Source organism: Flavobacterium frigoritolerans, assembly GCF_025847275.1.
GTDB classification, from domain to species: Bacteria; Bacteroidota; Bacteroidia; order Flavobacteriales; family Flavobacteriaceae; genus Flavobacterium; species Flavobacterium frigoritolerans.
Genome location: NZ_JAOZEV010000007.1, coordinates 121007 through 147820 on the forward strand (window position 1 = coordinate 121007; position 26814 = coordinate 147820).

Genomic DNA, 26814 nt, shown 5'->3' on the forward strand with positions numbered 1-26814 from the left:
ATTTTTTCTAAACAACTCTTGTATCTTCTATTGCATTTAGGATGATCTAAAAAGGAACACTGGCTTCCTCACTTTTTATGGAATCAGAAAAACATATCAAACTCTCTGAGCTAAACAATAAAATTAGCGATGCCCTGACGGATCGTTTTAAGGGGCAGACATTTTGGGTAGTTGCCGATATTACCAATCACTCCTATAAAGCAGATAAGAAAATTCATTACTTTGAACTGGTAGAAAAAGGAACCACATCAAACAGTATTGTTGCGAAGATTGTTGGCAAAGCCTGGGGAACAGGATCAATGCATCTTTCTGATTTTGAAAAAAATACTGGACAACGTTTTACCAATAATATCAATGTACTTGTTTTGGTAAGCGTGGATTACCACCCCTTGTTTGGCCTGTCACTGAGTGTCCTGGATATTGATACTAATTTCACTCTTGGAATCCTTGAACAGCAACGAAATGCCACCCTGAAAAGGCTTGTGGAAGAAAATACTTTTATCGTTAAAGAAGGAGAACAATACATTACTAAAAACAATCAAATAAAGCTTAGGGCAGTTATTCAAAAAGTAGCGGTGATATCAGGGAGTAATTCCGCTGGTCTTGAGGATTTTAGGCATACACTTGAAAATAATGATTTTGGTTATGTTTTTGAGATAGATGATTATCCAAACATTGTTCAAGGGGATAATAATGCCAAGTTATTTTTAGACAAACTTATTGAAGTGTACAGTAGTGGCAAATTGTATGATGCCGTTGTGATTACCAGAGGAGGAGGTGCTCAGTCCGATTTTTTGATCTTTGATAACTATAACATTGGGCGCGCCGTGGCCAAATTTCCTATTGCAGTTATCACAGGAATAGGGCATCAGAAAAATGTTAGCATTGTGGATCTCATGGCACATACCCAGACTAAGACTCCAACCAAAGCCGCAGAGTTTATTATTGCGCACAACCGCAGTTTTGAGCAGAAGATCCTTTCACTGCAAAAAAACATTGTCATTAAATCGCAGCAGCTTTTTCTGATGCATTACCAGAACCTTTCCCATCTTAAGAGTAACATTTCTAATAATACAAGGGAGCTCCTTTCCGGGCATAAAGATGCCTTAGTATCTATTAACCAAAATACAATCAACAGCTCCAAATCAATCCTCTATCAAGAACATCGTCAGCTACTGAGCCTATCGCATCAAATTTCAGGCAAACCCCGGATTATCCTTTACAATAGGATTAATGATATTGGTAATACGATCCGTAATTTAAAAACATTCACAAATCAGTATCTTCGCAATCAAAAAGGATATCTGGGGCATTACAGTTCGAGTATCAGAATGATGTCCCCTGAGAATATCCTTAAAAAAGGATATGCTATTGTCAAGATTAATGATACAATTACCAGTAGTACCGATACTATAGATGTGGGAGATACCATTGATGTCATACTGGCTGATACGATTTTTAAAACTACCGTCAAGGAAAAAACAAAATACAATGGAAGAGATACTGACTTATGAAGCTGCTTATGCTGAGCTTGAAACAATTGCAAAAGAAATAGAAAATGAAACCATTTCGGTTGATGTACTGGCTACAAAAGTCAAGAGGGCTGCTGGACTTATTACTTTTTGTCAGACCAAACTCAAATCAACAGAAAGTGAAGTAAACAAGATTATAAGCCAAATGGAAAATCCTACAAATTGAGCAATTCTGTATGGATAATAACTTCTTTTTGGATTCTTCCTACTTCCGAATATGCTTTTTTATTCTGATTGTGTCTGGTTATTATCAGAAACGTTACGCTTAATATGATAGTAAAAATCCTTTAGATGCCACCAGGCTGGGCACATCTCAAGAGGTCCATTAAAATTATGTATACCTATGTAGCAACTGTTTAAGAAAAGCTTTGTATCAGAAATTTTAGCCCATGATTCCCATTGTACTACCTCAGGCGGAGGTGTACTTTCAAAATAGCGTTTTATTTCTTCGTGATTCATACGGCAAAAATAAGCAAAATGTCAATGTGTATCAACGATGCAACCACTTTGTGACAATGGAAATTTAATTATTTTCTGTATGATTTTTTACTTAACTGAACCTTAGGATATATTATCTCCTTTTTATAAAGTCGGTATAAGAAACATTAATTTTTTTTCTCTTGTACCTGATTTAAAAATTTCAGCATCTATAAAGAGTTTCACTAATTTCGTTCAAAAAGGAAAAAAAGCAGTTTTAAAAATTTCGAGAATTATATAGGTTTAAGAATCTAGCTGGTCAAATGATGTTATATCATCAATTTTGTTTGCTTTCTTCTGACTTTCGTTATTATCTTTAATAAAAATTTGAACCATCTTCATTTTCTTTCTCCAACGAATTATTGTCATAAACATGATTCCTTGCCATACAGATTTACTCAAATCCTTTTCTTTGGCCCTTGCATCATTCTCTAGTTTTTCTCTTAACTGAGCATTTGTATTCAAGTCAGTAACTCCAGCATATACATTATATGGTTCAAGAATTAGTTGTAATTCATACATTCCTTTCGTTTCATTATCAAAATCTTTATATTCAATCCATGGCAAATCATCTTTTGAAAGAATAAAGAGCGAATCAGATAAACCATAGCCTCTAGCTGCAAAAAAATTAATAGGAACACCTTTATATGCAGCCATTGTTAGCCCCTTAACTTTTAGATTTTCAATATAATAATTGATATTCATAAACCCAAATGATATTATAATATGATGTTCCGGATTAAGTTCTAGTTTTTCAATAGCGATAAAAATATTTGATTGATCAAAAACGAATTTTTTCGTTGCCCGTATATTGAATATGTCAAAGAATCCTCCACTATACTTACTGCTAACCGCTTCAGCAAGGAATGTATCATAATTTAAGTGCGCTACTCCGTTGTCTGTGAAAGTTCCCTTATCAACTATATTGACCTGCCCTTGAATATTAAAAACCTGATACTCTAGTTCTGAATTAAACTCGTAGGAATTATCAAGCTGTTTGTAGTCTTGAAATGTCTTGCTTAATATCTTAGTTGAACTTTCCAGAAACTGATCAACTTTTTCTTTTTGGGGTTCTATAGCTTCCTGACTATAATTGAAATCATCGACGATTGCTTTTTCAATTTCCTCAATTTTATTAAGGTATAATCGATCATCTTCCATATTGTATTTAAAGTTTTTCAATAACTCCTTATCCTCTTCAACTACTATCTTTATGATATTCTTGAAATACTGAACATTATCAGACCAATGTCTTTTCTCTGGTAATGTCTGAGGTAGATTAGGAACATCCGTAGGATTGTAATTATAATACTGACTTTGAATATTCATTTGACGAATAAACATAATACCAATGTAGCGACATATCCAACTTTTAATAGTTTGGTCCGCATTTAATCCTTCAAGTCCTGGAAAATTGTATTGATGAGCTATAAAAGGAAATCTTCTGTCAAATGGATCAAAAAATTTAAAAAACATACTAAAAATTTGTGTCATACTTTTTGGCAAAAGCACATAATCAGGCGGGATACTAGTAGTATAAGTGAAAATCTTTTTCAAAAGAGAAATTTTATTTTTATAAAGAATAAGTCCTCCTAAAGCGTAATGAAATTCTAGAAAAGATTCTCTTTCCTTAATTCTATCGTCAATAGCTTCTTGATTTTTATGCGTCAGACCATCATTATTATATTCAGGGTATATATATTGCAAATTATATGAGAAATATTGATGAGCATTTTTCCAATATGACATAACAAAATCATCTCTATCATTTTCTAATGCTACAACCAAGTTGGACCATAACGATTTATATGTACTTTCACTTAGTTTTGGAGAATTAACCTCTCCTAATAACCAGATTCCACCAACAGTTCTATTCTCTAAAAAGACTAATTCATTTTTTTTTACACCAGCCAGTTTTTCTGTTGCCATATAAACCATTCCATAAAAATTATTTGGATATGTTATTCCATCCTGATTAGCATACTTTTCACGATAATCATTAAAAACGCCATAGAAGTACGTGGACAATTGACGGGATGCATTAAAATCTTGATTCTGAATTGACCAATATAGCAAATCAGAAAGGGCGTCAAATGAAATAAAATTATTATCTTCCAATACCTCTTTATTTTTAGCAGTTAGGTACGTTATCAGCGCTGAGGTACGATAAAAAATCTTAACTAAATCAATTAATAAGATAAAATTGATTATCAGCGCAATTGTAGAAATACATAAAATTATGAGTGCCGATTTTTTAATAATCCAGTTGAGATATTCATTTTGGATTGTAAAAAAAGGTGGTATTTCACAAAGGTAAATACCGATAAACAACAATGAAATTATAAGGTTAGGAAGAAACCATTTTCTTCTTATATTATTTTCAAAAAGTTCTAAAATCTTTTCTGATGAATATTTGTCATTAGAGGTTATCTGTATTAATACAGGATATGCAATACCTAACAATACTGAGATTAAAGTTACACAAACACTAAAACTATCCATTCCGCTTTATCTTTTAAAATTTTAAGGCTAAAGATATATAATTATTTTAACGTTTATCACTCAAGTTTAATCCAATCAAGATTTAGAAAAAGCATTAAAAATCATAATTTCCTATTACTCATAAAATTTATTTTCAAAATAAATATCCATTAATAATGAGAAGTGTAATTTCTTTTCTCAAGATTAATTTAATTCTTTAAGTATTCTCCATCTTTTGCCTTGGAATATTAATCTCATGTTCCGAAGGATATGGAGCGCGATGTGTCATACTCGCATCTTCTCGTATATGTTCGTGAACTTTAAATTGCCTGTCACTGGTATTGGAATATCGCGGGTCAGGGATGAATGGCATTTTAGCCATTTTAGTTACAGTCACGGTGGGAAAGTGATAATCTACGGCAACATTTCCTAGCAATAAATAACACCCACCACCTTGGAAAGGATATTTTTCAAGACTATCTGAGAAATGGGCTGTATCAAAGTACTCTCCTTCTATGTCAATCCAAGTACCAAAATACATGGTGCCTCTTTTGGTAGGCACATGTTTTCTAGAAATGAGATAAGCAAGCATTTTTACCGTTTTCTTATGATGACTCACTAAATCCTTTGCCATGACAGCCCCTCTGTATGGAGTTTGTAAAAGATCGAAAGGGGTGCATGATACTGGAAAACTAAGTAGTTCAATTTCATCAAAGGCATCTTCATAAGCGGAGCGTTCGAGTACAGGCAGCTTATATTCTTTTACTGGCTCTTGGAGTAACATAAGGTTTCTATTTTCAGGCTTAAAATTCACTAATATCAATCGGGCTATTACCAGCAATTGATTTTTTGTTTTTCCTGTAAAGCGAAAAGCGCCGATAAAAATCAAAATCTGAATGCCTTCAATGCCGATAGGAATGCGATTGATAAAATCTTCCAATGATTTGAATTCACACCTATCCTCCCGATCAGATATAATAAGATGCGCCAGTTTAGTTTCTAAACCCTCTAAATGCATCAGCCCGAGATAGACATCAACTCCGTATAAAGTTGCCTCATATTCACTCCTATTGACACAAGGGTTATGTATTATCGCTCCAGACATTCGAGCCTCGTGAATATATACTTCAGTCCTGTAAAAACCGCCTTGATTATTAATAACGGCTACCATGAATTCCACAGGATAATATACTTTCAGATACAAACTTTGGTAACTTTCCACTGCATAAGATGCCGAATGGGCTTTACAGAAAGAGTAGCCTGCAAAGGATTCAATCTGTCTGTATATTTCTTCACTTAGTTTTACCGAATGTCCTTTTTGCAGGCAAGAAGCAAAGAAATTATCTTTCACTTTTTGCAAAGCTGCCTTGGAGCGTCCCTTACCACTCATAGCACGACGCAGGATATCTCCATCGGCAGCTGGAAGCCCTCCATAATACAAAGCTATCTTGATTACATCTTCCTGATAGACCATAATACCATAAGTCTCGCCCAATTGTTCTTTAAAAACATCATGAAAATATTCGAATTTATCAGGGTTATTATGACGAAAAATGTACTCTTTCATCATTCCGGATTGCGCTACGCCAGGGCGGATAATAGACGATGCCGCTACCAGTATTTTATAGTTATCGCAATTAAGACGTCTAAGTAAACCACGCATAGCAGGACTTTCAATATAAAAGCAACCAATGGTCTTACCTGTGGCCAAATATGTATTGCACAACACCTCATCTTTGGATAATACCGCGTCTCTAATATCTACTTTAATGCCACGGTTCTTTTGGATGAGTTTCACGCTATCATCAATGTGACCAATTCCTCGCTGACTTAGAATATCAAATTTTTCAAAACCAATATCCTCGGCAATATGCATATCAAACAGCACAATAGGAAAGCCTTTAGGAGGCAATTCGAGCACTGTATAATTGGTAAGGGGCTCCTCGGAAATCAATATCCCACAGGAATGCATGCTGCGCTGATTGGGGTATTTTTCGAGCATCATCCCATATTCCTGCACGTATCTGACCACTGAATTCCCATCATGCGAAGTCATTGGATTTTTAGCCAGCACATCAAGTTCTTCTTTTGGGAGTCCAAATACTTTTCCAACTTCTCTGAATATCGATCGGTATTTGAACTCTACATTGGTTCCACAGAAAGCCACATGGTCCGCGCCATAGCGATTGAAAATATATTTTAATATAGTATCGCGTTCTTTCCATGACCAGTCAATATCAAAATCTGGTGGACTTTTACGATTGAGGTTTAGAAAACGCTCAAAGTATAAGTCGAGTTCGATCGGACAAATGTCTGTGATTCCAAGACAATAACTAACGATACTATTAGCACCACTTCCACGCCCGATATGTAAAAAACCACAACTGTTGCTATAGCGGATAATATCCCATGTGATTAAAAAATAACCACTGAATTCTAGTTCTTCAATCACACGCAGTTCCTTCTCCACTCGCGCTTTTGCCTGCAAATTGGTAATTCCATATCTCCACACTAGTCCTTGCTGGGCGAGAGTTGTCAGCAAAGCCATATCACTGCTTCTACTATTGGTATAGTATTTTTTATTTTTGGGTGTTTTGAAATCAAATTCAAAATTACACTCGTCTGTTATTCTTTGGGTATTTTCATTAATCTGTGGGTAATCCGTGAATTGGGCAAGTAAATTTTCAAGCGGCATCATTACGTCCGAAGTACTGCAATAGTCACTCTGACTAAGCTTTGATAGAATAACATTGGTATCAATAGCCCGAAGAATTTTATGCAGATTAAATTCTTTTTTAATCCGAAAGGTCACTGGCTGAGAAATGACCATTTTATCTATTCTATTTTTCCAATGGGATCTGAACAATTTTGGAAGTTCTTCAGGACGAATACCAATATATTCATTTTCTTTCAAAGAAGCTGGCGCATTCTCCAAGGAATATAGTATAAAAACCGATTTGAATTCGGGCGCTTCTATTGGCAGAGGAGTATTCTCAAAATTATGCTTGGTCAGAAAACGATTCATTTCCCCCAGACCTTCGCTATTTTTGGCAAGTCCAATATAACGCAGTTTATGATTACATCTAAATTCTATCCCAACAATTGGTTTAATCGAAACTGCATTACATGCTTTGATAAAATCATAAATTCCAGTTACGGTATTGATGTCTGTAAGCGCCATGGCTTTTACATTACATGCCACAGCTTGCTGTACCAAATCTACGAGGGGAATAGTACCATAACGCAAAGAATGGAAAGAATGACAATTGAGATACATGTGAATTACAGTTTGCGTTTTAAAATTTCTGCTTTGTTGTTGGGTTTGAACGAAGCTCCTGCACACCTCATAACGGCATCAAATCCGTAGCGGCTTTTCATTTTATCCATTGCCTGATATAAGGCTAACATTTCTTCTGTATCTTCAAAGAGATTGATTTGATAAGTTCCTCGCACAAGACCACTAAAACGTATTCCTATTAATCTTAGTCGCATGCGCCGTTGGTATAATTTATCGAATAACTCGGTAACATTTCTAGTCAGGGTATGATCGGCTGAGGTATAGGCGATACGGCATTGTTTGGTCTCTGTATCAAAATTGGCATACCGTATTTTGATAACTACAGTTGAGGTGAGCCACTGCTCCGAGCGGAGTTGAAAAGCTAGTTTTTCTACCATCCCAACGAGTATGCGTTTGAGTTTGGCTATGTCAATGGTATCTTGCGAGAAAGTATGTTCCGTTGATATGGATTTCCTTTCAGTATAAGGTTCCACGGGATTATTATCTATACCGTTGGCTTTCTTCCAGAGTTCGGTACCGTTTTTTCCAATCATTTGCTGCAAGACTTCTGATGGCATTTCAGAGAGTGTTTGAATGGTTCGTATCCCAATTCGTGAAAGTAATTGAAAGGTCTTATCTCCCACCATTGGGATTTTCTGAATAGATAAGGGATTTAAAAAGGGTTGCACCATATGCTCGGGAATCTCCAAATTTCGCTTTTGTTTTCCCTCTCCAGTACCTATTTTTGAAACCGTTTTATTAACTGATAAAGCAAAAGTTAGTGGCAATCCCGTTTCTTTTGTAATAGTTTGAGCAAGTTCATTGGTCCACTTGTAACTCCCATAGAATTTATCCATACCCGTTATATCCAGATAAAATTCATCAATGCTGGCTTTTTCTACTATGGGCGCTTTTTCCTGAATTATTTCGGTAATGGTATGTGATAAGGTTGAATACAATTCCATATCCCCTTTCATCACTTTTGCCTGTGGACAAAGTCGAAGCGCCATCTTAATTGGCATAGCCGATCGAACCCCAAAAGTACGAGCCTCATAAGAACAAGATGCTACCACTCCCCTATCTCCACCACCAATGATCAGTGGTACCCCAGTTAACTCTGAATTGGTTAACCTTTCACAGGATACAAAAAATGTATTCATATCAATATGTACAATTGACCTTCCCATAATCTTCTTCCTTTTATACGGAACAAAATTAGTACAGATTGTAACAAAAATACTTATGTTTGTTGTTACAAATTATAACAATATTATTATGTCTTTATTTTCCGATAATATCAGGAGCCTAAGGCTAAAAAAGAAAGTCTCACAGGAAAAGGTCGCTGAGAGCCTGCTAATCACTAGAAGTAGGTACACCAAATATGAGGATGGTACTTCAGAGGCACCGTATGAGATCCTCAAAAAAATAGCGCATTATTTCCACATTAGTATCGATTTGTTGCTTTCAGTGGATGTTCGTAAAATCCCTACGAATCATTTACTTCAGTTGGAAAACAACCGATTACTGTTGCCTATTACCGTTGATGCAAACGGAGAAAATTTTATTGAAATTGTTACTCAAAAAGCAAAGGCGGGTTACTTGAATGGCTATGGTGATCCTGAATATATCGAAAACTTACAGCAAATTTCTTTACCTTTTTTAGGTCCCGGAAAACACAGAGGCTTTCCTGTGGAAGGCGATTCGATGCCTCCACATGAAGATGGGTCGATTATCATAGGACGTTATATTGATAAATTGGGTGAAGTAATGGACGGTAAAACCTATATCATCATCACCAAAAGTGAGGGTATGGTCTATAAAAGGCTCAATAAAAATAAAAGAAACACACTTGTTTTAGAATCAGATAACCATTTTTATCCTGCTTATGAAGTTAAAGCTTCTGATATTTTAGAAATCTGGGAATATGAATGCAATATCGGACGCACAGACAAAAAACAAGAACAATCAGAAACGGAAAGCATGAAAGAATTGCTGTTGGAACTAAAAAGAGAGGTTATGGAAATTAAGAATAGGGCTTAATGAATATCTTTTTTTTGCTTGATACTAGTACTAGAAAATAGGACTACCAGCATAATTGTCGTGACAGTGTAACGACAATTTATTCAGACTTAAGAACTCAACAAACTATGATTACTCTTAATTAATTATCATTAAACAATTCATGCAGTTTTTGCTGTAAAATCTTTTTATCAGGAAGATGCGTCTTATACTCTGCAACCATTGTAGGAGAAAGACTTCTACTCAAGGCGTACTCTACGACTTCACTATCTTTATCCTTACACAGTAAAATTCCAATACTGGCATTTTCATTTTCTTTTTTCACATCCCTATCCAAGGCTTCCAGGTAGAAATTAATTTGTCCTAAATGTTCAGGTTTAAATTTATCGGCTTTCAGTTCAAAGGCAACCAAACATTGAAGGCTTCGGTGATAAAATAATAAGTCGATATAAAAATCACTATTCCCAACCTGAACTTTATATTCCTCACTAACAAACAGAAAATCTTTTCCTAATTCAAGTATAAAATTTTTCATTTGTCTTATCAGTCCTTTTTGCAAATCGCTTTCACTATGAGGCTCTGAAAGATTTAAAAAATCAAATATGTAGCTATCCTTAAATGTGTTTGTGATATCGGGATGTAATTCTCTCATCACTGATGAGACTTTTGCATTTCCTATAATAGTTCTTTCAAAAACACCGCTGTTTATTTGCCTTTCTAATTCTCTTGAACTAAATTTTTCCTGACTTGAAAGTCGCAAATAAAATTCTTGTTCTTCGATAGATTTAGCCCTGCTTAGAATAATGAGATTGTTTGTCCAACTAATTTCTCTCAGCAGTGCTGAGAGTTTTGGAAAAGCTTTGTATGTTTGATAAAATTGCTTCATTCTCCATAAATTTTTATCAGAGAATCCTTTGATCTGAGGTTCATTTTTAAGTAAGTATTGTGCTAATTCTTTCACAACAGATTGCCCCCATTCCTGGGTTTCAATTTTAGTACTAATATATTCTCCAATATTCCAATAAAGGTTAATTAATTCCGTATTTACAACCTTAATTGCATTTACCTGAGAATATCTTATAAGTTGTACTATATCTAAAAATTGTTTTTGTATCATTGACAAAATTCATTATTTGTTAGTGTTTAGTATGGAATAATGATGTGATCTGAGAACAACTTTTTTTGAAAACATTTAATCCATATATAAGCAAATATATTATAATTTTAAAAGAGTTACTTGTTTTTCTTTACGACTAAATGCCTCAATTCATAATCATTTAATAATCTTTCTTTTTCAGAATAAATAATATCCTTGATATCCTTTTTTATTTGCATATAATTGCGCTGCACCATTGAATTGTCTACTTTACGGATAATAGGAATATCGACATAGTTATCCTGTTCTTTTTTTAATGCTTCATGGTCATTTACAATTTCAGAATGAAATGTTTTGAGTTCTATTTTACAATCAGGGTCATCGGCTACCATACCAACGAATTCACCGGAACTAAGTCCTGAAATTTTGGATGGAGGCACTGCGGATTCCAATTGTTTGGAACGACTAATTGAGGTATCACCACTATTAATGGACAGGCTCTCCCTGTCCTGCATAATTTTCCCAAAACGTTCTGATAATTGTTTAGCGGTATCACCTGTAACTTGTCCGCTGACTACATTTCCAACAATATTCATAATGACGTCAGCCTGTTCTCGCCCGTAATCTTTACGCAGCTGGCTAAAATCCTGAATACCCAAACAAGTTGCTACTTTATTACTTCTGGCAGTAGCAATCAAACTATCCATATTGTTGAGGTAGATGGTTGGAAACTCATCGAATATCAGGCTACTTTTTTGCTTGTTTTTCTGATTCACTTGTTTTACCAATCGGTTTACGTATAGTGATAATACAGCTCCATATATTTGGATTTTTTGCGGATTATTCCCCATGCATACAATCTTAGGTTCCTCGGGATTATTGATGTCCAATGTGAAATCATTACCGGATAAAACATAATATAATTGTGGAGAGGAAAGCCGTGCCATCGCAATTTTTGCTGATGCGATTTGGCCCTCCAATTGGTCCATGACATTATTAAGATAGGCATTGACAAAAGGATTAATAAGCACCTCGATTTCTTTTTCAGTTCTAAGCAGGGTAAAGAGACTATCATAGTCTTCCTGCATGAGTTCAATTACATGGGGAAGTGTACAGAATTCGCCGTCTTTATATTTTTTTAAATACCATATTATGGCTGAGAGAAAATTAATCGGTGATTCCACGAAAAAATCTCCTTGTCTTTTGATCCATTCCCTGTTGAGTCCGAGCAGAATAGTACGTGCTGATTCGGAAGCGTCGGTAATATCACTCATGGCTGAAGGATCTAATGGATTACATCGGTTACTTCGAGTCAGATCGTCAAAATTAATAACATAAAACTGAGGTAATTTCGGATAGAGATGCTTGTATTTAAGCCAGGTATTATAGACGATTTTCGTCAGATCATCAAACTTGAAATCATAGACAAACATGGTGAATTTTTTACGGATGTGTTGGGTAATAACATGACGTATTACAAAATAGGATTTTCCAGAGCCAGGAGTACCAGAAACCAGTAAACCCCGAAACGGATTAATGATGTTTATCCAACTGTCTCTTATCTTATCCTTTAAATGATATCGGGCTGGAAGGTTGATGGAATACTCATTTTCCAAGAGCCTTTCTTCTTGGGGGAAAGTTTCATTTTCGCTATTAAAAATATCTTTATTGTTGAGCCTGTTTTTTATAATACGTGATAATAATGTACCACCAGTGAGCATTAGAAGGAAGCCACTGGAAGTGATTGTCATATAGACAATCGCGGCCAAGGCTAATTCTATTTTCAGGTATAAGGAAAGATAACTTAAAAAGTAAATCAGAATCCCCGAAATTATATAAGCAAAGGCTGTTTTATAATTCAGTTTTTCATCTTTTCGTCCCTTAGCTCCAATTAGCGAGATTATTAAAAATCCCAAAGCAAAGAGTTTAGATTTATGGAAATTACTGAACAATCCCGTGTAGTAAATATTACCCATGATTTTATCACTGAACCCGCTAACCAAATACCACTTTCCAAATGCGGCATAACAGTAATAATAAAAATGGATGGTTAAAATAATAATGCTAATGAGTCTTGTCATATCCAAGATCTTTCTCAGTGCCTGTTCATTTTCTCCTGTCTGCATAGCCATAATTTCAAATTTTATCGATTATTAGACTGTCCTCTTCTTTTTTTCTTTCTGTTTCTCAGCTCGTATGGGAGGTAATTAGCGGCCTGCTCAGATTGCGTAAGTGCATCCCATAGTTGTCCCATTATAGTATCAGATCCAACATATTTGTTATCTCTATAATCATCAGCAAAAAGCGTTGCCATAATTTCCGAATTTGGTGCTTCAAATGTGACTGTATGCGATTTTTCGCTCGTTAAACTTTCTTTGTTTTGCTCTGTCTGATTACTGGATGCACAGCGTTCCTGTATCGCTTTGGCACTATATTGTTTTCCAAGAGTACTCCCGTTAAAAACACATTTTGTGGTATGGTCTACGTAGGTTAGCCCATAAAGTAATCCTTCTGCGTTTTTTCTAAAAACAGTATCGATTCCATCTTTCTCAAGAATTTTAACTAGTTCACAAAGCGATATTTCCGCTTTGAAAAATGCCATATCAATAGCATTTTTTACCCTTCTTATATCTGAAACTTGATTTGTGGTATTGGAAGTAAATTTTTCCTCTAAAAATTTCAGCGTTGGCTTGTTATAAAAGAGACTTGCTTTTATGGGAACTCCAATAGGTTTTCCATTATCATCGAGTATCCTGTACATTAATCCTTTTGCTTTAAACATTCTTGAATCTTCATTGCCTGGATCTGCTAAAACATTATATTGTTTGAGCACTGCGTTGAGTTCTGGAAGGCTGGCATATTTATAAGATAAAAGCACCTGATTAAGTACATTTGTAATTGCCTTTTTTGATTCGGTTCGTCCGTATTGAATCTTCCCTGAAATGATTGGCTTGAGTTCGAAATCGGGACTGTTTTTATTCCCTTGCGCCTTAACAAGTTCAAAGAATTCTTCAATTTCTTTTCTTGCCGGTTCAGATCGGTTTTGACCTATATTTTGCATATCAATTCGTGTACCATCTCTCTGGACATTTATGGAAACCAGATGAATATGCGCATGCCCAGAATCGTGATGCTGATATACTAAATAAGGTTGTTCACCAAAACCTATCTTTTCCATATACGAATCAGCAATAGCCATCAATTTTTCCTTAGAATAATTTTCCGACGGATCAAAGTTGATTGAAATATGTACGCTGTTTCGTTTTACATTTTCATTTAATTCCAGCTGTTTTAAAAAACGATTCAGTTTTATAGTAAGTCTCATTTTATCCACATCAATCGGATAATTTCCAGCACCTATACATTCTGCAACATTTTCTTTTACTTTGTTTTCATTGTAATAGAAAACCTTGTGGATAGAGTGTCCTGTTTTTATGATCGTAACCATCTTTCCGAGATTTTCTGGATGTATAGTTTGATTTCATCTATCTTATCAAAAAGCATTTTTTTATCCAGTTCAGCACTTATAATCCATACTTTAAATTCCGGAATTTGATTTAGAGTATGTAGTTTTTTTACTGCCTGATTATAATTGTTTCCAATGCCATTTAAATGCTTAAACAACTGCATCATTTCATAAGTCAAATCATCCAATGACTGATTCCTATAAGTGGTGTTTATAGATTTGTCAAATAGGTGCCTGCGAATGTAGTCGCTTAGCTTACGACAAGTACTAGCTTTCCATTTTTTTTCAATTTTCGCATACTCTTCGGATGTAAACCGCACCCCGACAATGCGTGTTCTGTTTGAATTTTCTCTTTTCATCATCTCTCTTCTTCATTATTATCAAACTCTTTTTTAATCTTTCAGTATCACTGCTAACGAGTCCCGAGTGTAGAGCAGCAAGAAGCTGTTGTTTAACAACAGGACATCTTGCCGATTGCAGGAACGTGGCAATCTTCCAGACATTTTAAATAATCTTGAGACATCCAAAATATTCAAAACTCTTTTTCTATTTTATAATCAGTAATATACTAATCTTGACATTCCAGTTAATTATCACAACAGTTATAGCAACCTCCTAAAATCTCAAGAACATCCATAAAGAATATACTATTTTCATTTTTGGCTGTCAAAGAAATGCACACCTCATATAATTTAAAACCATTGCTACGCAATAAGTACATAACTGAATTTACTTACCAATTTCCCTAAAATGAGGTGCACTTTCAAAACAATAAATCAATTTTAAAAACAACAAAATCCTGACTTTTTTAAGGAAGGTTTTTGGTTGTTCTTCTAAAGGGTAAGATGTCTTATTGAATACTTAAGTGAAATCAATTTTTCGAACATCTTAATTCTCCCAGAACTATTTCATTTTACATATTTCATAACTAGTTAGTCCGGTTATTATTCTCTAAAATCCTATCGTAAATTGCAATACTCATTACTTATTTCCAACACAAATCTAAGCAAGCAGTATGGATTCTACCTATCATAGGTAAATTTTACCTATCAAAACTCACCACCAACTTTCTACCTTTATAGAATAAATTATTAATTAAAAACGTGAAGATTATGACACCAAATGATGTGGCCAAGGTTCTTGATACTGTACTTAGTATCCCTGGTATGAATGATGTAGTGAAAATTGATTTGAAGATTTCACGAAAAAATGTTTTATTATTAAACCATGTTATTGAACGTGGATTATCCACCAAGGGTGATGATAAACCATCGATTCTCATGACTAGTATTCCAGATGTAAATCTGGAAGAATTAAGACTCTTCGGAGATGAATGTTTGCAAAAAGCTGGACTTATCGAACTCAGTGAAAAATTAAAGACCTTGAGCGAAACTGGAAAATAGCAAAGAGGGAGTAAAATTAGTTATGTGCCAAATAAACAAATTGAGGTTTATTTGGCATTTTTTTTATTAATAAATGGAAGCTCATAATGCCGTTTTTTAAACTTTAACTAAAAATGAATGTTATTGAAAAATTTTGGCTTGTTTTTGATAACAATTTAGAAAATAGAGTGTTGTAATTTTGTTTTAGTTCCAACTCTAAATAATTGAATCCTAGTTAAAATGCTTTCTTTATTTGAGTATTTAGAATTTGACACTTTATAAATGTATCAACTTAAAAGATTAGAAAACATGAAACTGACTGTAAAGACTAAGAATGTAATTCTTGACATAATTTGTCTGCTATATGTACTATTATTTGTCTACGCAGCTGTAAGTAAACTATTGGACTTTGAAAACTTCGAAGTTCAACTTGGGAAATCTCCATTATTGAGTGCTTTTGCATCCTGGGTATCCTGGTTGGTACCAGTGATAGAATTACTAATAGTTTTGTTACTTATTATCCCAAAATTCCAAAGCGCAGGTCTCTTCGCAGCATTTAGTTTGATGACTATGTTTACTGCTTATATTTTCATAGTCTTGCATTACAGCTCATTTGTTCCTTGTTCTTGTGGAGGAGTCTTAGAAAAAATGAGTTGGAATAGCCACCTTATTTTTAATATGGCATTCCTACTATTTGGAGCTCTGGCAATAGTCATAAAAAACACTCCTACCAATACCAATAGATCTTTTAAAAAACGTTTTTTAACTGTAAAACAAATTACGATTTCTATGATAGGTAGTGTTGCTATTGTGGTGATTTTATTTCTGTCTTCTGAGGACATTATGCATCATGAGAATCCATTTATCAGACGTTATCCTCAACATCCAGTAGTATTTTCGAATGCAATGGATTTAAAATTCAATTCCTATTATTTTGCTGGTTACAGGAATAACCGAATTCACCTTGGAAATTATACTAACCCGTTGCATATAGTATCAATGGATACTGCTTTACGAAATCAACAAAATGCAAAAATATCTTTTGACCCCAAAAAAATACCTTTTAAAATAGTAACAATCTCTATAAGAGATTCGAATTTCTTTTTAATGGATGGAAGTGTACCCACTGTTTTTAGAGGAAGTACTTCAGACTGGAAAATCACAAAAGAACTTAAAGGTATTCCGTATTTTACATTAGCAGTACCCCTTGATAGTACTACCATATCATTTAGATCAAACAATGCAAAAAAATCAGCAAATGTATTAGGTGTTTTCAGTGCAAATCCTACTCCGAAAATAACTTATAAGAGAGATCTTTTGCAGCAACAAATAGATGGTATTTTTGATACCGATGGGACATTACTGTACAGTGAACAACTAAATAAAATGGTTTATCTGTATTACTATCGTAATGAGTTTATAATAGCGGATAAAAATGGTACTCTTGATTCCAGAGGGCATACTATAGATACTATTAAACAGGCTAAACTTAAAGTTTCGTATCTTAAAAATGGAACCCAGGCCGAAATGTCATCTCCTCCATTTGTAGTTAATGCCCATGCAACTATTTGTCAAAAATTACTGTTTGTACATTCTAAAGTAAAAGGCAAATATGAAAATCATAAACTTTGGGAAAAATCTTTCATTATTGATGTATATGACTTAACCAAAAATGCTTATTTACTGAGTTTTCCCATATATAAAACGGGTGATACGGAGCTTAATTCCTTATTTGTTTCATCCACACATTTATATGCTATAATAGGTAATGACCTTGTCGTTTATGAATTAAAAACTATACTAACCAAAGAAATGAAAATCAACTAAAATAAATGTCTGCATGGCATAAACATATACTGATCAGTATCAGGCCCCAGATCGAACACCTGTAAAAAAAAGTAGATCAAAGTGTAAATTAAAATTTAATATTATGAAAACGTTATTTTTAAAAAACATGATGCCCTTCGCTGTTATAGTGATGGGAGTTTCGGGAGCTTTTGTAACCACTTCTATGCAAAGTGTATCAGAAGCTAAAGCACCAGCGGTAGGATATATTGCTAATTCTCAAAATCAATGTCTTAATATCCCTGTGGCTTGTGATGATACACCTAGACCTTTTCTATGTCGTTTAAATGGTGTTTCAGGAGCAGTAGCTTATGAGCAAGAGGATGGCGGTAATTGTGTACAACCTTTATATCGCCCTTGATTGGTCTTATTAAAGTAGTTGTCATGGCAATGCAGTTCCAAAACTGGAACTGCATTGTTTCTTATTAAGCTGATTTATCAATAGGTACTGTAGTCTTCCGTAAATCAATCACTAGACTGGTGATTCCAGTTTTAAAAAATGCCCAGACCGTTATTATGCGAAATTGGTACTATCTTTTGATTTGAGAAATGATATTCACAAATGAGGTAAAAAGCGACTAAATTATATACTGATAAAGTATTAAAATATGCCTGTTAGTATTCGGAATTAGCTCAAGTACCTATAGAAAAAAACAAATTAAAGTATAACTTAAAATCTAATAGTATGAAACCGTTATTTTTAAAAAACAGCATGCCATTTGCCGTGATAGCATTGGGGATTTCGGGAGCTTTTGCAACCACTTCGATACAAAGCATACCTGAAAATAAAGTACCAATCGTGGGATATTTGGCGAATTCTCAAAATAAATGTATTAATACTCCCGTGGCTTGTGAAACAATACCTAAGCCCTTTTTATGTCGTTTAAATGGTACTACAGGGCCTATAGCCTATAAAAAAGAGGATGATGATAATTGTATAGAACCTTTGTTTCGTCCTTGATTGCTCTTGCTAAAGTATTTGTTATAGCAATGCAGTTCCATCACCAGAATTGCATTGTTTCTTATTAAGCTGATTACCAACTCGTAATTTAGTTCCTATTTAATCAATTACCAGGTTGGTGATTGCTCTTTTAGAAAATATCTATACTATAATAGCTGAATAGGATTGGTCCTGTTTTTGGTTTGAGAAATGATAGGCACAAATGAGATAAAAAGCGACTAAATTATATGCTAGCTAAGCATTAAAACATTCCCATCTGTATGAGAAATTAGATGGAGAACTTATAGAAAAAATAGCTCAAAGTACAATTTAAAATATGAAAATATGAAAACGTTATTTTTAAAAAACATGATGCCCTTCGCTGTTGCAGTGTTGGGAATTTCGGGAGCTTTTGCAACCACTTTAATGCAAAACGCATCTGAAAGTAATGGACCAATGGTAGGATACATTGCTAATTCTCAAAATCAATGTATTAATATTCCCGTGGCTTGTGGAGATATATCACCCTTTCTTTGCCGTTTAAATGGTGCTTCAGGGGCAGTAGCTTATGAGCAAGAGGATGGTGGCAATTGTGTACAACCTTTATATCGTCCCTAATTGGTCTTATTAAACTGGTGGTAAAAAGATAATGCAGTTCCATATCTGGAACTGCATTATCTTTTAAATTCATTTATTAATACCTACTTTAACCCTTCTTTAATCCACATAGCAGGAGGCATATCTTTTAGAAAACAGTCAAACCATTCTTGCATACGAATCGTAAGATCTTTTTGGTTTGTCGCATTGGTGAGAATATGACTCTCATTTGGATAAAATAATGTTATATTTTTTTTACCCAATCTACGAAGTGCCAAATAAAATTCAATAGTCTGATGCGGATCTACTTGTTTGTCTTGTTTACCACTCCATTGCAGAACGGGTGTTTTGATGTTCTGAACATGAGCGATAGGAGAATTTGCCTGATAGACTAAAGGAGTCTCGAAAGGTGTTTTCCCCATTTGCCATTGTTCGCTTTGAAAGCGCCACATCTCGGGTTGTCCGGATTTTTGATTAATAGTCAGGTAAAAACTGTTTAAATCCGTAATTGCTCCGCTGGCAATGGCAGTTGCAAAAAGATTGGTTTGGGTGATCACAAATGAGGCCTCATATCCTCCAAACGAATGACCAATAATTCCAATTTTATCCGGGTTTACAATCCCTTTGGCAATAACTTTTTTTGTTGCAGTAACGACACAATCGGTTGCAGAGATCCCAGGATTTCCATTTTCAAGTACAATATCCGGAAAAAATACAAAATAGCCCTGTGTAGTAAAAACTGTTGGATTAAAACCATTTTCATTATACAATGTTGGATTAGTGTAGTGATGCAACAGATCGGACTGAATCTCATAAATATGCACAATCATGGGGTATTTTTGCTCAGGATCATAATTGGCAGGATACAACAAGACTCCTTTTAGATTCTTATTCTTTGAATTTTGATATTCTACTAATTCTGATTTGCCCCAAAAATATTTTTTCTGTTGTGGATTACTCTGAAAAAAAGAATTAGGTTTTGAAACAGCACTTTGCTCCATCAATTGCGGAGCTCCATCATTTTTTTGTTCCCTAAAGAAGATCTTTTTCTTTTGCCAGACATAATTCAGTTGATCGATGTATCGGTCAGTATAGGCAATCGGTTTTTCTCCCTGATTGCTGCTCCATCTAAAATAACCTGTTTTTCCATCTTCTCCTTCCGCTCTAAGGAGTAATTCTTTAGTGATATCAAAGCTTTCTATTTTTAGCCCATCATAAATAAACTTCAGTGGTCTTTCATTTGGAACTTCAGCTATACGATACCTGATTTTTGATTCTCGTCCATGAGTAAGTCTCTTTGAGGCACTGCCATCAGGTCTAATAGCCCATAGATCATAACGGTCGTAAATCAAAATGGCTTTGTCATCGACACTCCATCCGGGGTTGCCACAAGCCGTTTCGGGAACGAGCTGTCGTATTTTTGCAGTAAATTCACTAGCTATAGTACCCGTGATATTGGTATGAGTCTTGGCAGCAATGTTATAAACCCACCAATTATTTTCTTTAAAGTAAGCTACATATTTTCCACTTGGTGAAGGAATAATATATGGGTAATCACTGGACTGTTTCTTTACAAAAATATTCTTTTCAAATGTCTTAAGATTCATGATATAGTAATCTCTTGGACCTTCTTCTTCAAATTGAGGTTCATATTGTTTTGGATTGGATAAAATAGCATACTGCTGGTCTCCACTGAGCATAACACTTGGAAGTTCGATTGAGGTAATAGCAGTAAAACGGTTCTCCAAAGGCAACCACAAAGCCACTTTTTCTCCATTTTCAAAATTCCCGTTTTTCTGCTGCTGCGGATAAACCCACTTGTCATTGGCATTCCAAATCTCTACATTGGAATCGGGTTTAGTTTTTGAAGGAAGTGTTTGGCTTGTAATACTAAAAAAGAGTTTTTGCCTATCGTCAGACACCAATATCTTATAGAAAGGATTAGTCTTTATAGTGGTGTTATCCAGAAAATTGGGCTCAGTCTCTGGATCTAGTTGATATAATTGATCCTTTTCTAACATATAATAACAAAGCGAATTATGGGTCCCATCATCGGACTGTACAACAAAGGCCAAAGCATGCCCTTCTTTTTGCCATGCAAAATCACTAAAAGGAGCTGTACTACCCGTTTTAAGCCATTTTTTCTTATTTATCTTTTTAAGGTCAATCCATATAAGCATATTTTTATTATTTGAAAAGGTGGCATAAACTAATTGATGCCCTTTGGGACTTAATGAAAATTGAGTCACATCAGTAATTTCTCTTGTAATTTCTCCCACCGGAGATCGAACAACTAACTTGCCTGTAGCAGTACCCTGCGCTGATTTGATAAGAATAATTAACTGATTTGTTTCAGAGCAGTACGTGTATTCTATAACATTTTGTATCGTTTCTGCTTTTCCCGTTGCTACATTTAGAATTTGTAGTTCTTCTGCTTTAAGACATATAAAAATATTATCCTTTGTAAAAAGCGAGTGGGTACCACCAGCAAAGTGGTATGTTTTATTGCTCCGAATGTTTCGGACAAATAAAGTATCCCTCCCCGTATTATAGGTCATTCTGTAGCTCGCCCATTCCTCATTCGGGGAGACTCTGTCCAAATCTACTGTTCCCCATAAATGATAATCCGCAACCGTTAGCTGTTTTTTTTGCACCACCTGCCCCCATAAGGGACAGGCTACTAATGGCAAAATAAAAAATAGAAATAAAACTACTATAGGGGACAAAAAATCAAGCAGATTCTTTGCAGTCCTATTTTTTAAATGATTTGTGGTCATGATTTTTTATTTAATATCCTGGATTTTGAGGAAGCAGATTAGGGTTTGTATTTAGTTCCGTTTGTGGAATAGGAAATAAACTATCGGTGGTATTCCAGCCTGGTTTTAATCCTGTTAGGGTGCTATCGAGTTTTCCGCTTCGTTTTAGATCAAAAAAACGTTGGCCTCGTTCGGTAAAAAGCTCCCATCTTCTTTCCTCTAGGATAGCATTGAGGATTTCTTGTTGTGACGAAGCCGTTGTATCGGAGAGTCCCGCACGGTGTCTGATTTTGTTTAAATCTTCTCTAGCGCCTATAAAGTCCCCTTGCTCAGCACGTGCTTCTGCCCGTATAAGGTATTGTTCTGCCAGACGAAAGACAATAGTATATTCTTTTGAAACCGAGGTCGACTTGCTTTCTTTGTATTTATAGGCATGATACCAGGTTGTTGTTCCATTGTAAATTGCTCTTATCCAGTTGGATTTACGCAAATCATTCCCCGTAAAAGAATTCACCAGATTCTCACTCAGGGAAATTAAAGGAGGAGGTCCCGAGATAAAAGTAAAGAAAGCGCCTTCTGTTGTATTGAGTCCGGCACTTCCAGACTGCAATTGCCAAATCGTTTCTTTAGAGCCAATTAAGAAGACCTTGGTCATATTTTGTTCTAATGCATATAATGCTTCTCGATTTAGTACTGCCGAAGCCATATTAGCCGCTTGGGGATAGGATTTGTTATATAGATATACCCTTGCTAACAAGGCTTGCGCTACCGCCTTATTGGGACGTACTCTTTCCATATCACTCGTAGGGGCAGGATCGGGCAAAACAGCAATGGCATTTTGCAAATCAACAATACAATTTTGATATATCTCCCCAATAGGTGTTCTTGAGACGGTGCTGTTTTTTTTATAATCTGTCTGGGTTATATACGGCACATCTCCAAAGATATTTACCAGATGAAAATGCAGTAACGCGCGAATAAAAAGAGCTTCCCCTGTTAGCTGTTCTTTCTGTTCCATAGTGAGATTCTGACTTGTAGCTACCCCTTCAATTACAGCATTGACAGCATAGATTTGGTTATAGGTGATATTCCAGAATCCCGTTACTGTGGTATTGGAAGGCAAAAGACTGTTGTTGTAAAAATTCAGACTGGGATTGTTTGGATTTTGAGTACTGGTTATTTCATCTGCATAATTCCCAAGCTGATTCGAGATTCCCAAGCCCAATGCTCCTGTATAGATTCCTTTGTTGGGAATGGTAGCGTATATATCTGTCATGGCTGCATTGGCCGTCGCATAATCTTCAAAAACCGTTGTGCTTATTAGCTGTGATTGTGGCAGTTCAACATCCACAAAAGAATCACAGGATTGGAACTGAAAAGTAATCACAACAATCAATAGCAATGTTTTAAGTATTGTTTCGGGAGTTGTATGTCTGGTTTTTGGAATAGCTTTCCAATTACTGTTGCTTATTTTATGTCTTTTTTTCATAATAAATCGATTAATGGTTGAATTAAAATGTTAATTGTACCCCCGCAGATATTACCTTAAGTGGAGCCAGAAAACTCCCACTGGTGTATTCCGGATCTCCATCTTTATACCGAGTAAAAGTCAAAAGGTTCTGTCCCTGGAGCATAATTTTACACTGGCTCTGTTTTAGATTTAAGGGTACATCATAAGAAAGAGCAATGTTCTTCAAGCGAATAAAAGAAGCATCTGCAATATCGGCATCGCTTTGCGCGTAGAAACTCTCCCCTGTGATCGCATCACTGTTATATCCTGTGGTATAAATTTGATAGGTACCCGAGTCACCAGGTTGTTGCCAGCTATTTATTTTTCTTTCTTGTTCATTGGACATCATTCCTGCGGGATCCATCGGGTAGTTATGGCTTTTTTGCTTGACAAATTGAAATAAGAAATCCAGTGTCCATCGTTTATAGCTGAGTTGATTTTGAATCCCACCATAGTATTGCGGATTTAAATCAACCAAAGTTTGTTTGTCTTCGGGTGCTGATATTCGACTGTCATTATTTACGTCTTCAAATTCATAAATCCCAGTTTGGGGATTAACGCCTTTGTACTTGTAGAGCAATACGATATTTAGTGGCTCACCGATGCGATATTGCTGACTGTACGGAGAACTTTCCAATCCCGGAAAACGAAGTAATTTATTTTTAGCAAAAGTGAGGTTGATACTCGTAGTCCAGTTAAAGGCATCACTTTTAAAATTAGTCGTGCCCACGCTGAGCTCTATTCCAGTATTTTGAACCGTGGCATCTAAATTGGACTGTAGCAGTGTAAAACCTGTTGTTCCAGGCAGCGGCACTCCTGCCAATTGATTGGAGGATTGGTTTTGATACCATGCCACTGTGGTGAAAATGCGATCTTTCAAGAATCCAAGTTCGAGTGCCATTTCCAGTTTTTTATTGGTTTCCCACCCAAAATTGGCATTATAAAGCCTTGAAGGTTTGAGTCCAATTACTCCATTATAAACTACTCCTGAGGTAGTATAGGTATTTAAAAACTGATAATCCCCAATTTGATCGCTACCGGTGGTTCCATAGCTACCACGTAGTTTTCCAAAACTGAACCAGGAATTGCTTTTAAGGAAATTTTCATTAGAGAATAACCATGCCAGTCCGATAGCTCCAAAATTGGCAAATTGATTTCCCGGGCCAAACCGGCTTGAGCCATCGTGTCTTGCGGTTAAGTTCACAATATAACGCTGTTGCCAATTGTAATTTAATCTTCCGAAAAAGGCTTGGTATTTGTATTGGATTTCCTCATCACGCACCACACGGATGGTTTTTGCAGCGGCTAAATTATAGATTAGACTATTGGAGGAAAATCCGCTTCCAGATTGTTCTATGCGTTTGGTGATTTGGTTTTGAAAGGTAGCCCCAAAGAGTATTTCCATTTTCCCAAGGCCTAACTCTTTTTTCCAATTGATTTGTGGCTCTACAATCCAGGAAGACCGGTCGGTATTATTTAGAAACAGCGCCGAAATGGAACTATCATTTCCAAGAGCAGGATCCCCTGTAGTGGAAGGGATTATTCGGGTTTCATGCGTGCTTAAATCAGTATAGCCCAAACTACTTTTAAGCAGCAATCCAGGTAGTAGTTCATAAGACAGTACGCTGTTTGCAATCAAATCATTCGTTTTTGTTTCAAACTTGGAGCCCAGTTTGCCCAGTGGATTGATCCAGGTGCTGTTTTCCCAATTTAAATTTCCGTTTGCATCATACAATGCTGGAGCATTAGGTGGTAAGGAGCGCGCTTCATAACTGGGGTCATATGATGGCAGCTGGTTATTTTGGCTGGTATACCCTACTGAAAATGTTATTCTGAATTTTTTATCCTCAGAGCGGTGGTTCAAATTAATTTGGCTACCTCCTTTTTTATAGAGAAATTCACCCGGAAATACGGTAGTTTCGGTATGGTAACTAGCGCTAACCAGAAATTGTGTAGTTTCGGATCCGCCTGAGATTGTTCCTTGAAAATCTGTGAGTTGTGCGGTACCTCCTAAGAGTTCCTTTTGCCAATCAGTATATCTATTCTGATCCCAGGTTCCGTTGATGTCATAGTCTAAGGGACCATACTGGCTAAGACCATCGTTTATAAATGCCTGTTTACGCATGGCTAGATATTGCCCCGTATCCATGAGTTTTAGAAATCGGGGAACATTGCCCGCTCCTGTTGATGCGGTTACCGTAAAAGTGGTTTTCCCTGCTTTTCCTTTTTTGGTGGTAATCAGTACCACGCCATTTGCTCCTCTGGAGCCGTAAATGGCAGTAGCGTCGGCATCTTTTAGAATCTCGATGCTTTCAATCATATCGGGATTAATGCTATTTAAGGGGCTCGTTGGTGTTGGAAATGTAGTCGCTGTTCGACTCGCCCCAATAGCATCGCTGGCATACGGCACTCCGTCAATGATATACAGCGGGGCATTGGTATCACTGCGAATACTATTTTGCCCGCGAATTTTAATATCAAAACCACCTCCGGGAACGCCTGTGGTTTGGGTAACACTAACTCCTGCCATACGCCCTTGCAGCGTTGCCAAGACATTAGTCACGGGTTGGGTTTCGATATCTTTGGATGTGATTCTGGAAATACTGCCCGTACGCTCGCTTTCCTTTACGGTATAGTAGCCTGCATTGACTCGGACTTCTTGAAGTACCATGGTATCGTATTCCAAAACTATGCTTATGGTTTGGCGTCCTTTTATGGGGATCAGAGCAGTTTTGAAACCTATAAAAGACACAACTAAGGTATCGAGCTCATTAGCAATAATTCCGTACTGTCCATTATAATCGGAAATTGTACCGGAATTGGCTTTGCTTTTTATAGCTATGGTAACCCCTGGTAATGGATTAGTACCATCTGTGATGATACCACTAACTACATTTTGTTGGGGGTTAGACTGCAGTTGCCGCAGTGCACTTTTTGCTAGAACAGGGGTAAAAGACAAGAAACACCCGAAAAAAATCAGGTAATAAAGAGCCTTACTACCCTTGTAGAATGAAAAATTATTCATAATATTGGGTTAGTTAAGTAAAACGTTTGTTTTGTTTGCTACGGTCCTCTATACTAGTTTGGTGACGAATTAGAGGGCCATTTTTTGTGCGTTAAGTTAGGTGGAGTATGGTATCGACTACCATTTTTGTTGAATCATAGGTACTAAATTTTGGTTAGTTGAACTAATTAAATTATTACGAGCCTAAAAAACAATGAAAATTTGGTGCTAAGAATCCAAAAATGAGAGATTTGCTTTAGAAATAAAAAATGGCGCAGAAACTCAACATGTCGAATAGAGGTACTGGTATAACCCTGGAACAACAAGTGAGCCCACGCCATGGTCGTGAGCAAAACCACTTATCCTCTCGTTCCAATGAAAATTACCAGTTTTCTATCCGAGATTCAAAGCGAATGCTTCAAATATTTTTAT

Annotated in this window: 19 protein-coding genes; 8 read left to right on the forward strand and 11 right to left on the reverse strand. The window is 35.8% G+C overall.

Going from position 1 to position 26814, the window contains the following annotated elements; genetic code table 11:
• The first annotated feature begins 77 nt into the window (after positions 1–77).
• Positions 78–1514 carry an exodeoxyribonuclease VII large subunit gene (xseA, locus tag OIU80_RS11225; protein ID WP_264287094.1) on the forward strand — a complete coding sequence of 479 codons (1437 nt, stop codon included), beginning with the start codon at positions 78–80 and terminating at the stop codon, positions 1512–1514.
• Positions 1492–1698: an exodeoxyribonuclease VII small subunit gene (xseB, locus tag OIU80_RS11230; RefSeq protein ID WP_264287095.1), complete on the forward strand. Its 207-nt coding sequence runs from the start codon at positions 1492–1494 to the stop codon at positions 1696–1698. The genes xseA and xseB overlap by 23 nt, the downstream gene beginning before the upstream one ends.
• A 59-nt stretch (positions 1699–1757) precedes the next feature.
• Here xseB and OIU80_RS11235 read toward each other — a convergent pair whose 3' ends face one another.
• The 4 genes from OIU80_RS11235 to dinB all read right to left on the reverse strand — a co-directional run bounded on the left by OIU80_RS11235 (position 1758) and on the right by dinB (position 8954).
• Entirely contained in the window at positions 1758–1991 is a 234-nt protein-coding gene (locus tag OIU80_RS11235; RefSeq protein ID WP_264287096.1) for a DUF6965 family protein, read from the reverse strand.
• A 261-nt stretch (positions 1992–2252) separates the two neighbouring features.
• A complete protein-coding gene (locus OIU80_RS11240) occupies positions 2253–4511 on the reverse strand; it encodes a hypothetical protein (RefSeq protein ID WP_264287097.1) in 2259 nt (752 codons plus the stop codon).
• Between the two features lie 196 nt (positions 4512–4707).
• Entirely contained in the window at positions 4708–7767 is a 3060-nt protein-coding gene (locus OIU80_RS11245; protein WP_264287098.1) for a DNA polymerase III subunit alpha, read from the reverse strand.
• A gap of 5 nt (positions 7768–7772) precedes the next feature.
• Complete coding sequence (gene dinB, locus OIU80_RS11250; protein ID WP_264287099.1) at positions 7773–8954, reverse strand: DNA polymerase IV; 1182 nt, start codon at positions 8952–8954, stop codon at positions 7773–7775.
• Between the two features lie 88 nt (positions 8955–9042).
• On the opposite strand from dinB, the gene OIU80_RS11255 reads away from it, so the two are divergent.
• On the forward strand, positions 9043–9807 hold the full coding sequence (locus OIU80_RS11255; protein WP_264287100.1) for an XRE family transcriptional regulator: 765 nt from the start codon (positions 9043–9045) through the stop codon (positions 9805–9807).
• A 121-nt stretch (positions 9808–9928) separates the two neighbouring features.
• On the opposite strand, the gene OIU80_RS11260 is transcribed toward OIU80_RS11255, so the two are convergent.
• The 4 genes from OIU80_RS11260 to OIU80_RS11275 form a co-directional block, all read right to left on the reverse strand.
• The gene (locus OIU80_RS11260) at positions 9929–10903 is read right to left on the reverse strand and encodes a PDDEXK nuclease domain-containing protein (RefSeq protein WP_264287101.1); all 975 of its coding nucleotides are present in this window, start codon (positions 10901–10903) and stop codon (positions 9929–9931) included.
• A gap of 116 nt (positions 10904–11019) precedes the next feature.
• Positions 11020–13008 carry a conjugal transfer protein MobC gene (gene mobC, locus OIU80_RS11265; protein ID WP_264287156.1) on the reverse strand — a complete coding sequence of 663 codons (1989 nt, stop codon included), beginning with the start codon at positions 13006–13008 and terminating at the stop codon, positions 11020–11022.
• 17 nt (positions 13009–13025) lie between these two features.
• Entirely contained in the window at positions 13026–14330 is a 1305-nt protein-coding gene (locus tag OIU80_RS11270; RefSeq protein WP_264287102.1) for a relaxase/mobilization nuclease domain-containing protein, read from the reverse strand.
• The gene (locus OIU80_RS11275) at positions 14315–14710 is read right to left on the reverse strand and encodes a plasmid mobilization protein (protein ID WP_264287103.1); all 396 of its coding nucleotides are present in this window, start codon (positions 14708–14710) and stop codon (positions 14315–14317) included. Before OIU80_RS11275 ends, OIU80_RS11270 begins: the two co-directional genes overlap by 16 nt.
• 750 nt (positions 14711–15460) lie before the next feature.
• Between OIU80_RS11275 and OIU80_RS11280 the strand changes: the two genes are divergently transcribed.
• From OIU80_RS11280 to OIU80_RS11300, 5 genes are all read left to right on the forward strand, one after another.
• Positions 15461–15751: a hypothetical protein gene (locus OIU80_RS11280; protein ID WP_319004966.1), complete on the forward strand. Its 291-nt coding sequence runs from the start codon at positions 15461–15463 to the stop codon at positions 15749–15751.
• A 288-nt stretch (positions 15752–16039) separates the two neighbouring features.
• A complete protein-coding gene (locus OIU80_RS11285; RefSeq protein ID WP_264287104.1) occupies positions 16040–17557 on the forward strand; it encodes a MauE/DoxX family redox-associated membrane protein in 1518 nt (505 codons plus the stop codon).
• A gap of 103 nt (positions 17558–17660) precedes the next feature.
• Complete coding sequence (locus OIU80_RS11290; RefSeq protein WP_264287105.1) at positions 17661–17936, forward strand: DUF6520 family protein; 276 nt, start codon at positions 17661–17663, stop codon at positions 17934–17936.
• 324 nt (positions 17937–18260) lie between these two features.
• The gene (locus OIU80_RS11295; RefSeq protein WP_264287106.1) at positions 18261–18536 is read left to right on the forward strand and encodes a hypothetical protein; all 276 of its coding nucleotides are present in this window, start codon (positions 18261–18263) and stop codon (positions 18534–18536) included.
• Positions 18537–18860: 324 nt separating this feature from the next.
• A complete protein-coding gene (locus tag OIU80_RS11300; RefSeq protein ID WP_264287107.1) occupies positions 18861–19133 on the forward strand; it encodes a DUF6520 family protein in 273 nt (90 codons plus the stop codon).
• A gap of 83 nt (positions 19134–19216) precedes the next feature.
• Here the strand turns inward: OIU80_RS11300 and OIU80_RS11305 are convergent, their stop codons facing one another.
• The 3 genes from OIU80_RS11305 to OIU80_RS11315 form a co-directional block, all read right to left on the reverse strand.
• A complete protein-coding gene (locus tag OIU80_RS11305) occupies positions 19217–21766 on the reverse strand; it encodes a S9 family peptidase (RefSeq protein WP_264287108.1) in 2550 nt (849 codons plus the stop codon).
• Positions 21767–21899: 133 nt separating this feature from the next.
• On the reverse strand, positions 21900–23357 hold the full coding sequence (locus tag OIU80_RS11310) for a RagB/SusD family nutrient uptake outer membrane protein (RefSeq protein WP_264287109.1): 1458 nt from the start codon (positions 23355–23357) through the stop codon (positions 21900–21902).
• Between the two features lie 22 nt (positions 23358–23379).
• On the reverse strand, positions 23380–26403 hold the full coding sequence (locus tag OIU80_RS11315) for a SusC/RagA family TonB-linked outer membrane protein (protein WP_264287110.1): 3024 nt from the start codon (positions 26401–26403) through the stop codon (positions 23380–23382).
• Positions 26404–26814: the final 411 nt, after the last annotated feature.

Coding starts and splice junctions, on each gene's coding strand:
- xseA (WP_264287094.1), top strand. CDS start 78: ATGGAATCAGAAAAACATATCAAACTCTCTGAGCTAAACAATAAAATT.
- xseB (WP_264287095.1), top strand. CDS start 1,492: ATGGAAGAGATACTGACTTATGAAGCTGCTTATGCTGAGCTTGAAACA.
- OIU80_RS11235 (WP_264287096.1), bottom strand. CDS start 1,991: ATGAATCACGAAGAAATAAAACGCTATTTTGAAAGTACACCTCCGCCT.
- OIU80_RS11240 (WP_264287097.1), bottom strand. CDS start 4,511: ATGGATAGTTTTAGTGTTTGTGTAACTTTAATCTCAGTATTGTTAGGT.
- OIU80_RS11245 (WP_264287098.1), bottom strand. CDS start 7,767: ATGTATCTCAATTGTCATTCTTTCCATTCTTTGCGTTATGGTACTATT.
- dinB (WP_264287099.1), bottom strand. CDS start 8,954: ATGGGAAGGTCAATTGTACATATTGATATGAATACATTTTTTGTATCC.
- OIU80_RS11255 (WP_264287100.1), top strand. CDS start 9,043: ATGTCTTTATTTTCCGATAATATCAGGAGCCTAAGGCTAAAAAAGAAA.
- OIU80_RS11260 (WP_264287101.1), bottom strand. CDS start 10,903: ATGATACAAAAACAATTTTTAGATATAGTACAACTTATAAGATATTCT.
- mobC (WP_264287156.1), bottom strand. CDS start 13,008: ATGCAGACAGGAGAAAATGAACAGGCACTGAGAAAGATCTTGGATATG.
- OIU80_RS11270 (WP_264287102.1), bottom strand. CDS start 14,330: ATGGTTACGATCATAAAAACAGGACACTCTATCCACAAGGTTTTCTAT.
- OIU80_RS11275 (WP_264287103.1), bottom strand. CDS start 14,710: ATGATGAAAAGAGAAAATTCAAACAGAACACGCATTGTCGGGGTGCGG.
- OIU80_RS11280 (WP_319004966.1), top strand. CDS start 15,461: ATGACACCAAATGATGTGGCCAAGGTTCTTGATACTGTACTTAGTATC.
- OIU80_RS11285 (WP_264287104.1), top strand. CDS start 16,040: ATGAAACTGACTGTAAAGACTAAGAATGTAATTCTTGACATAATTTGT.
- OIU80_RS11290 (WP_264287105.1), top strand. CDS start 17,661: ATGAAAACGTTATTTTTAAAAAACATGATGCCCTTCGCTGTTATAGTG.
- OIU80_RS11295 (WP_264287106.1), top strand. CDS start 18,261: ATGAAACCGTTATTTTTAAAAAACAGCATGCCATTTGCCGTGATAGCA.
- OIU80_RS11300 (WP_264287107.1), top strand. CDS start 18,861: ATGAAAACGTTATTTTTAAAAAACATGATGCCCTTCGCTGTTGCAGTG.
- OIU80_RS11310 (WP_264287109.1), bottom strand. CDS start 23,357: ATGAAAAAAAGACATAAAATAAGCAACAGTAATTGGAAAGCTATTCCA.
- OIU80_RS11315 (WP_264287110.1), bottom strand. CDS start 26,403: ATGAATAATTTTTCATTCTACAAGGGTAGTAAGGCTCTTTATTACCTG.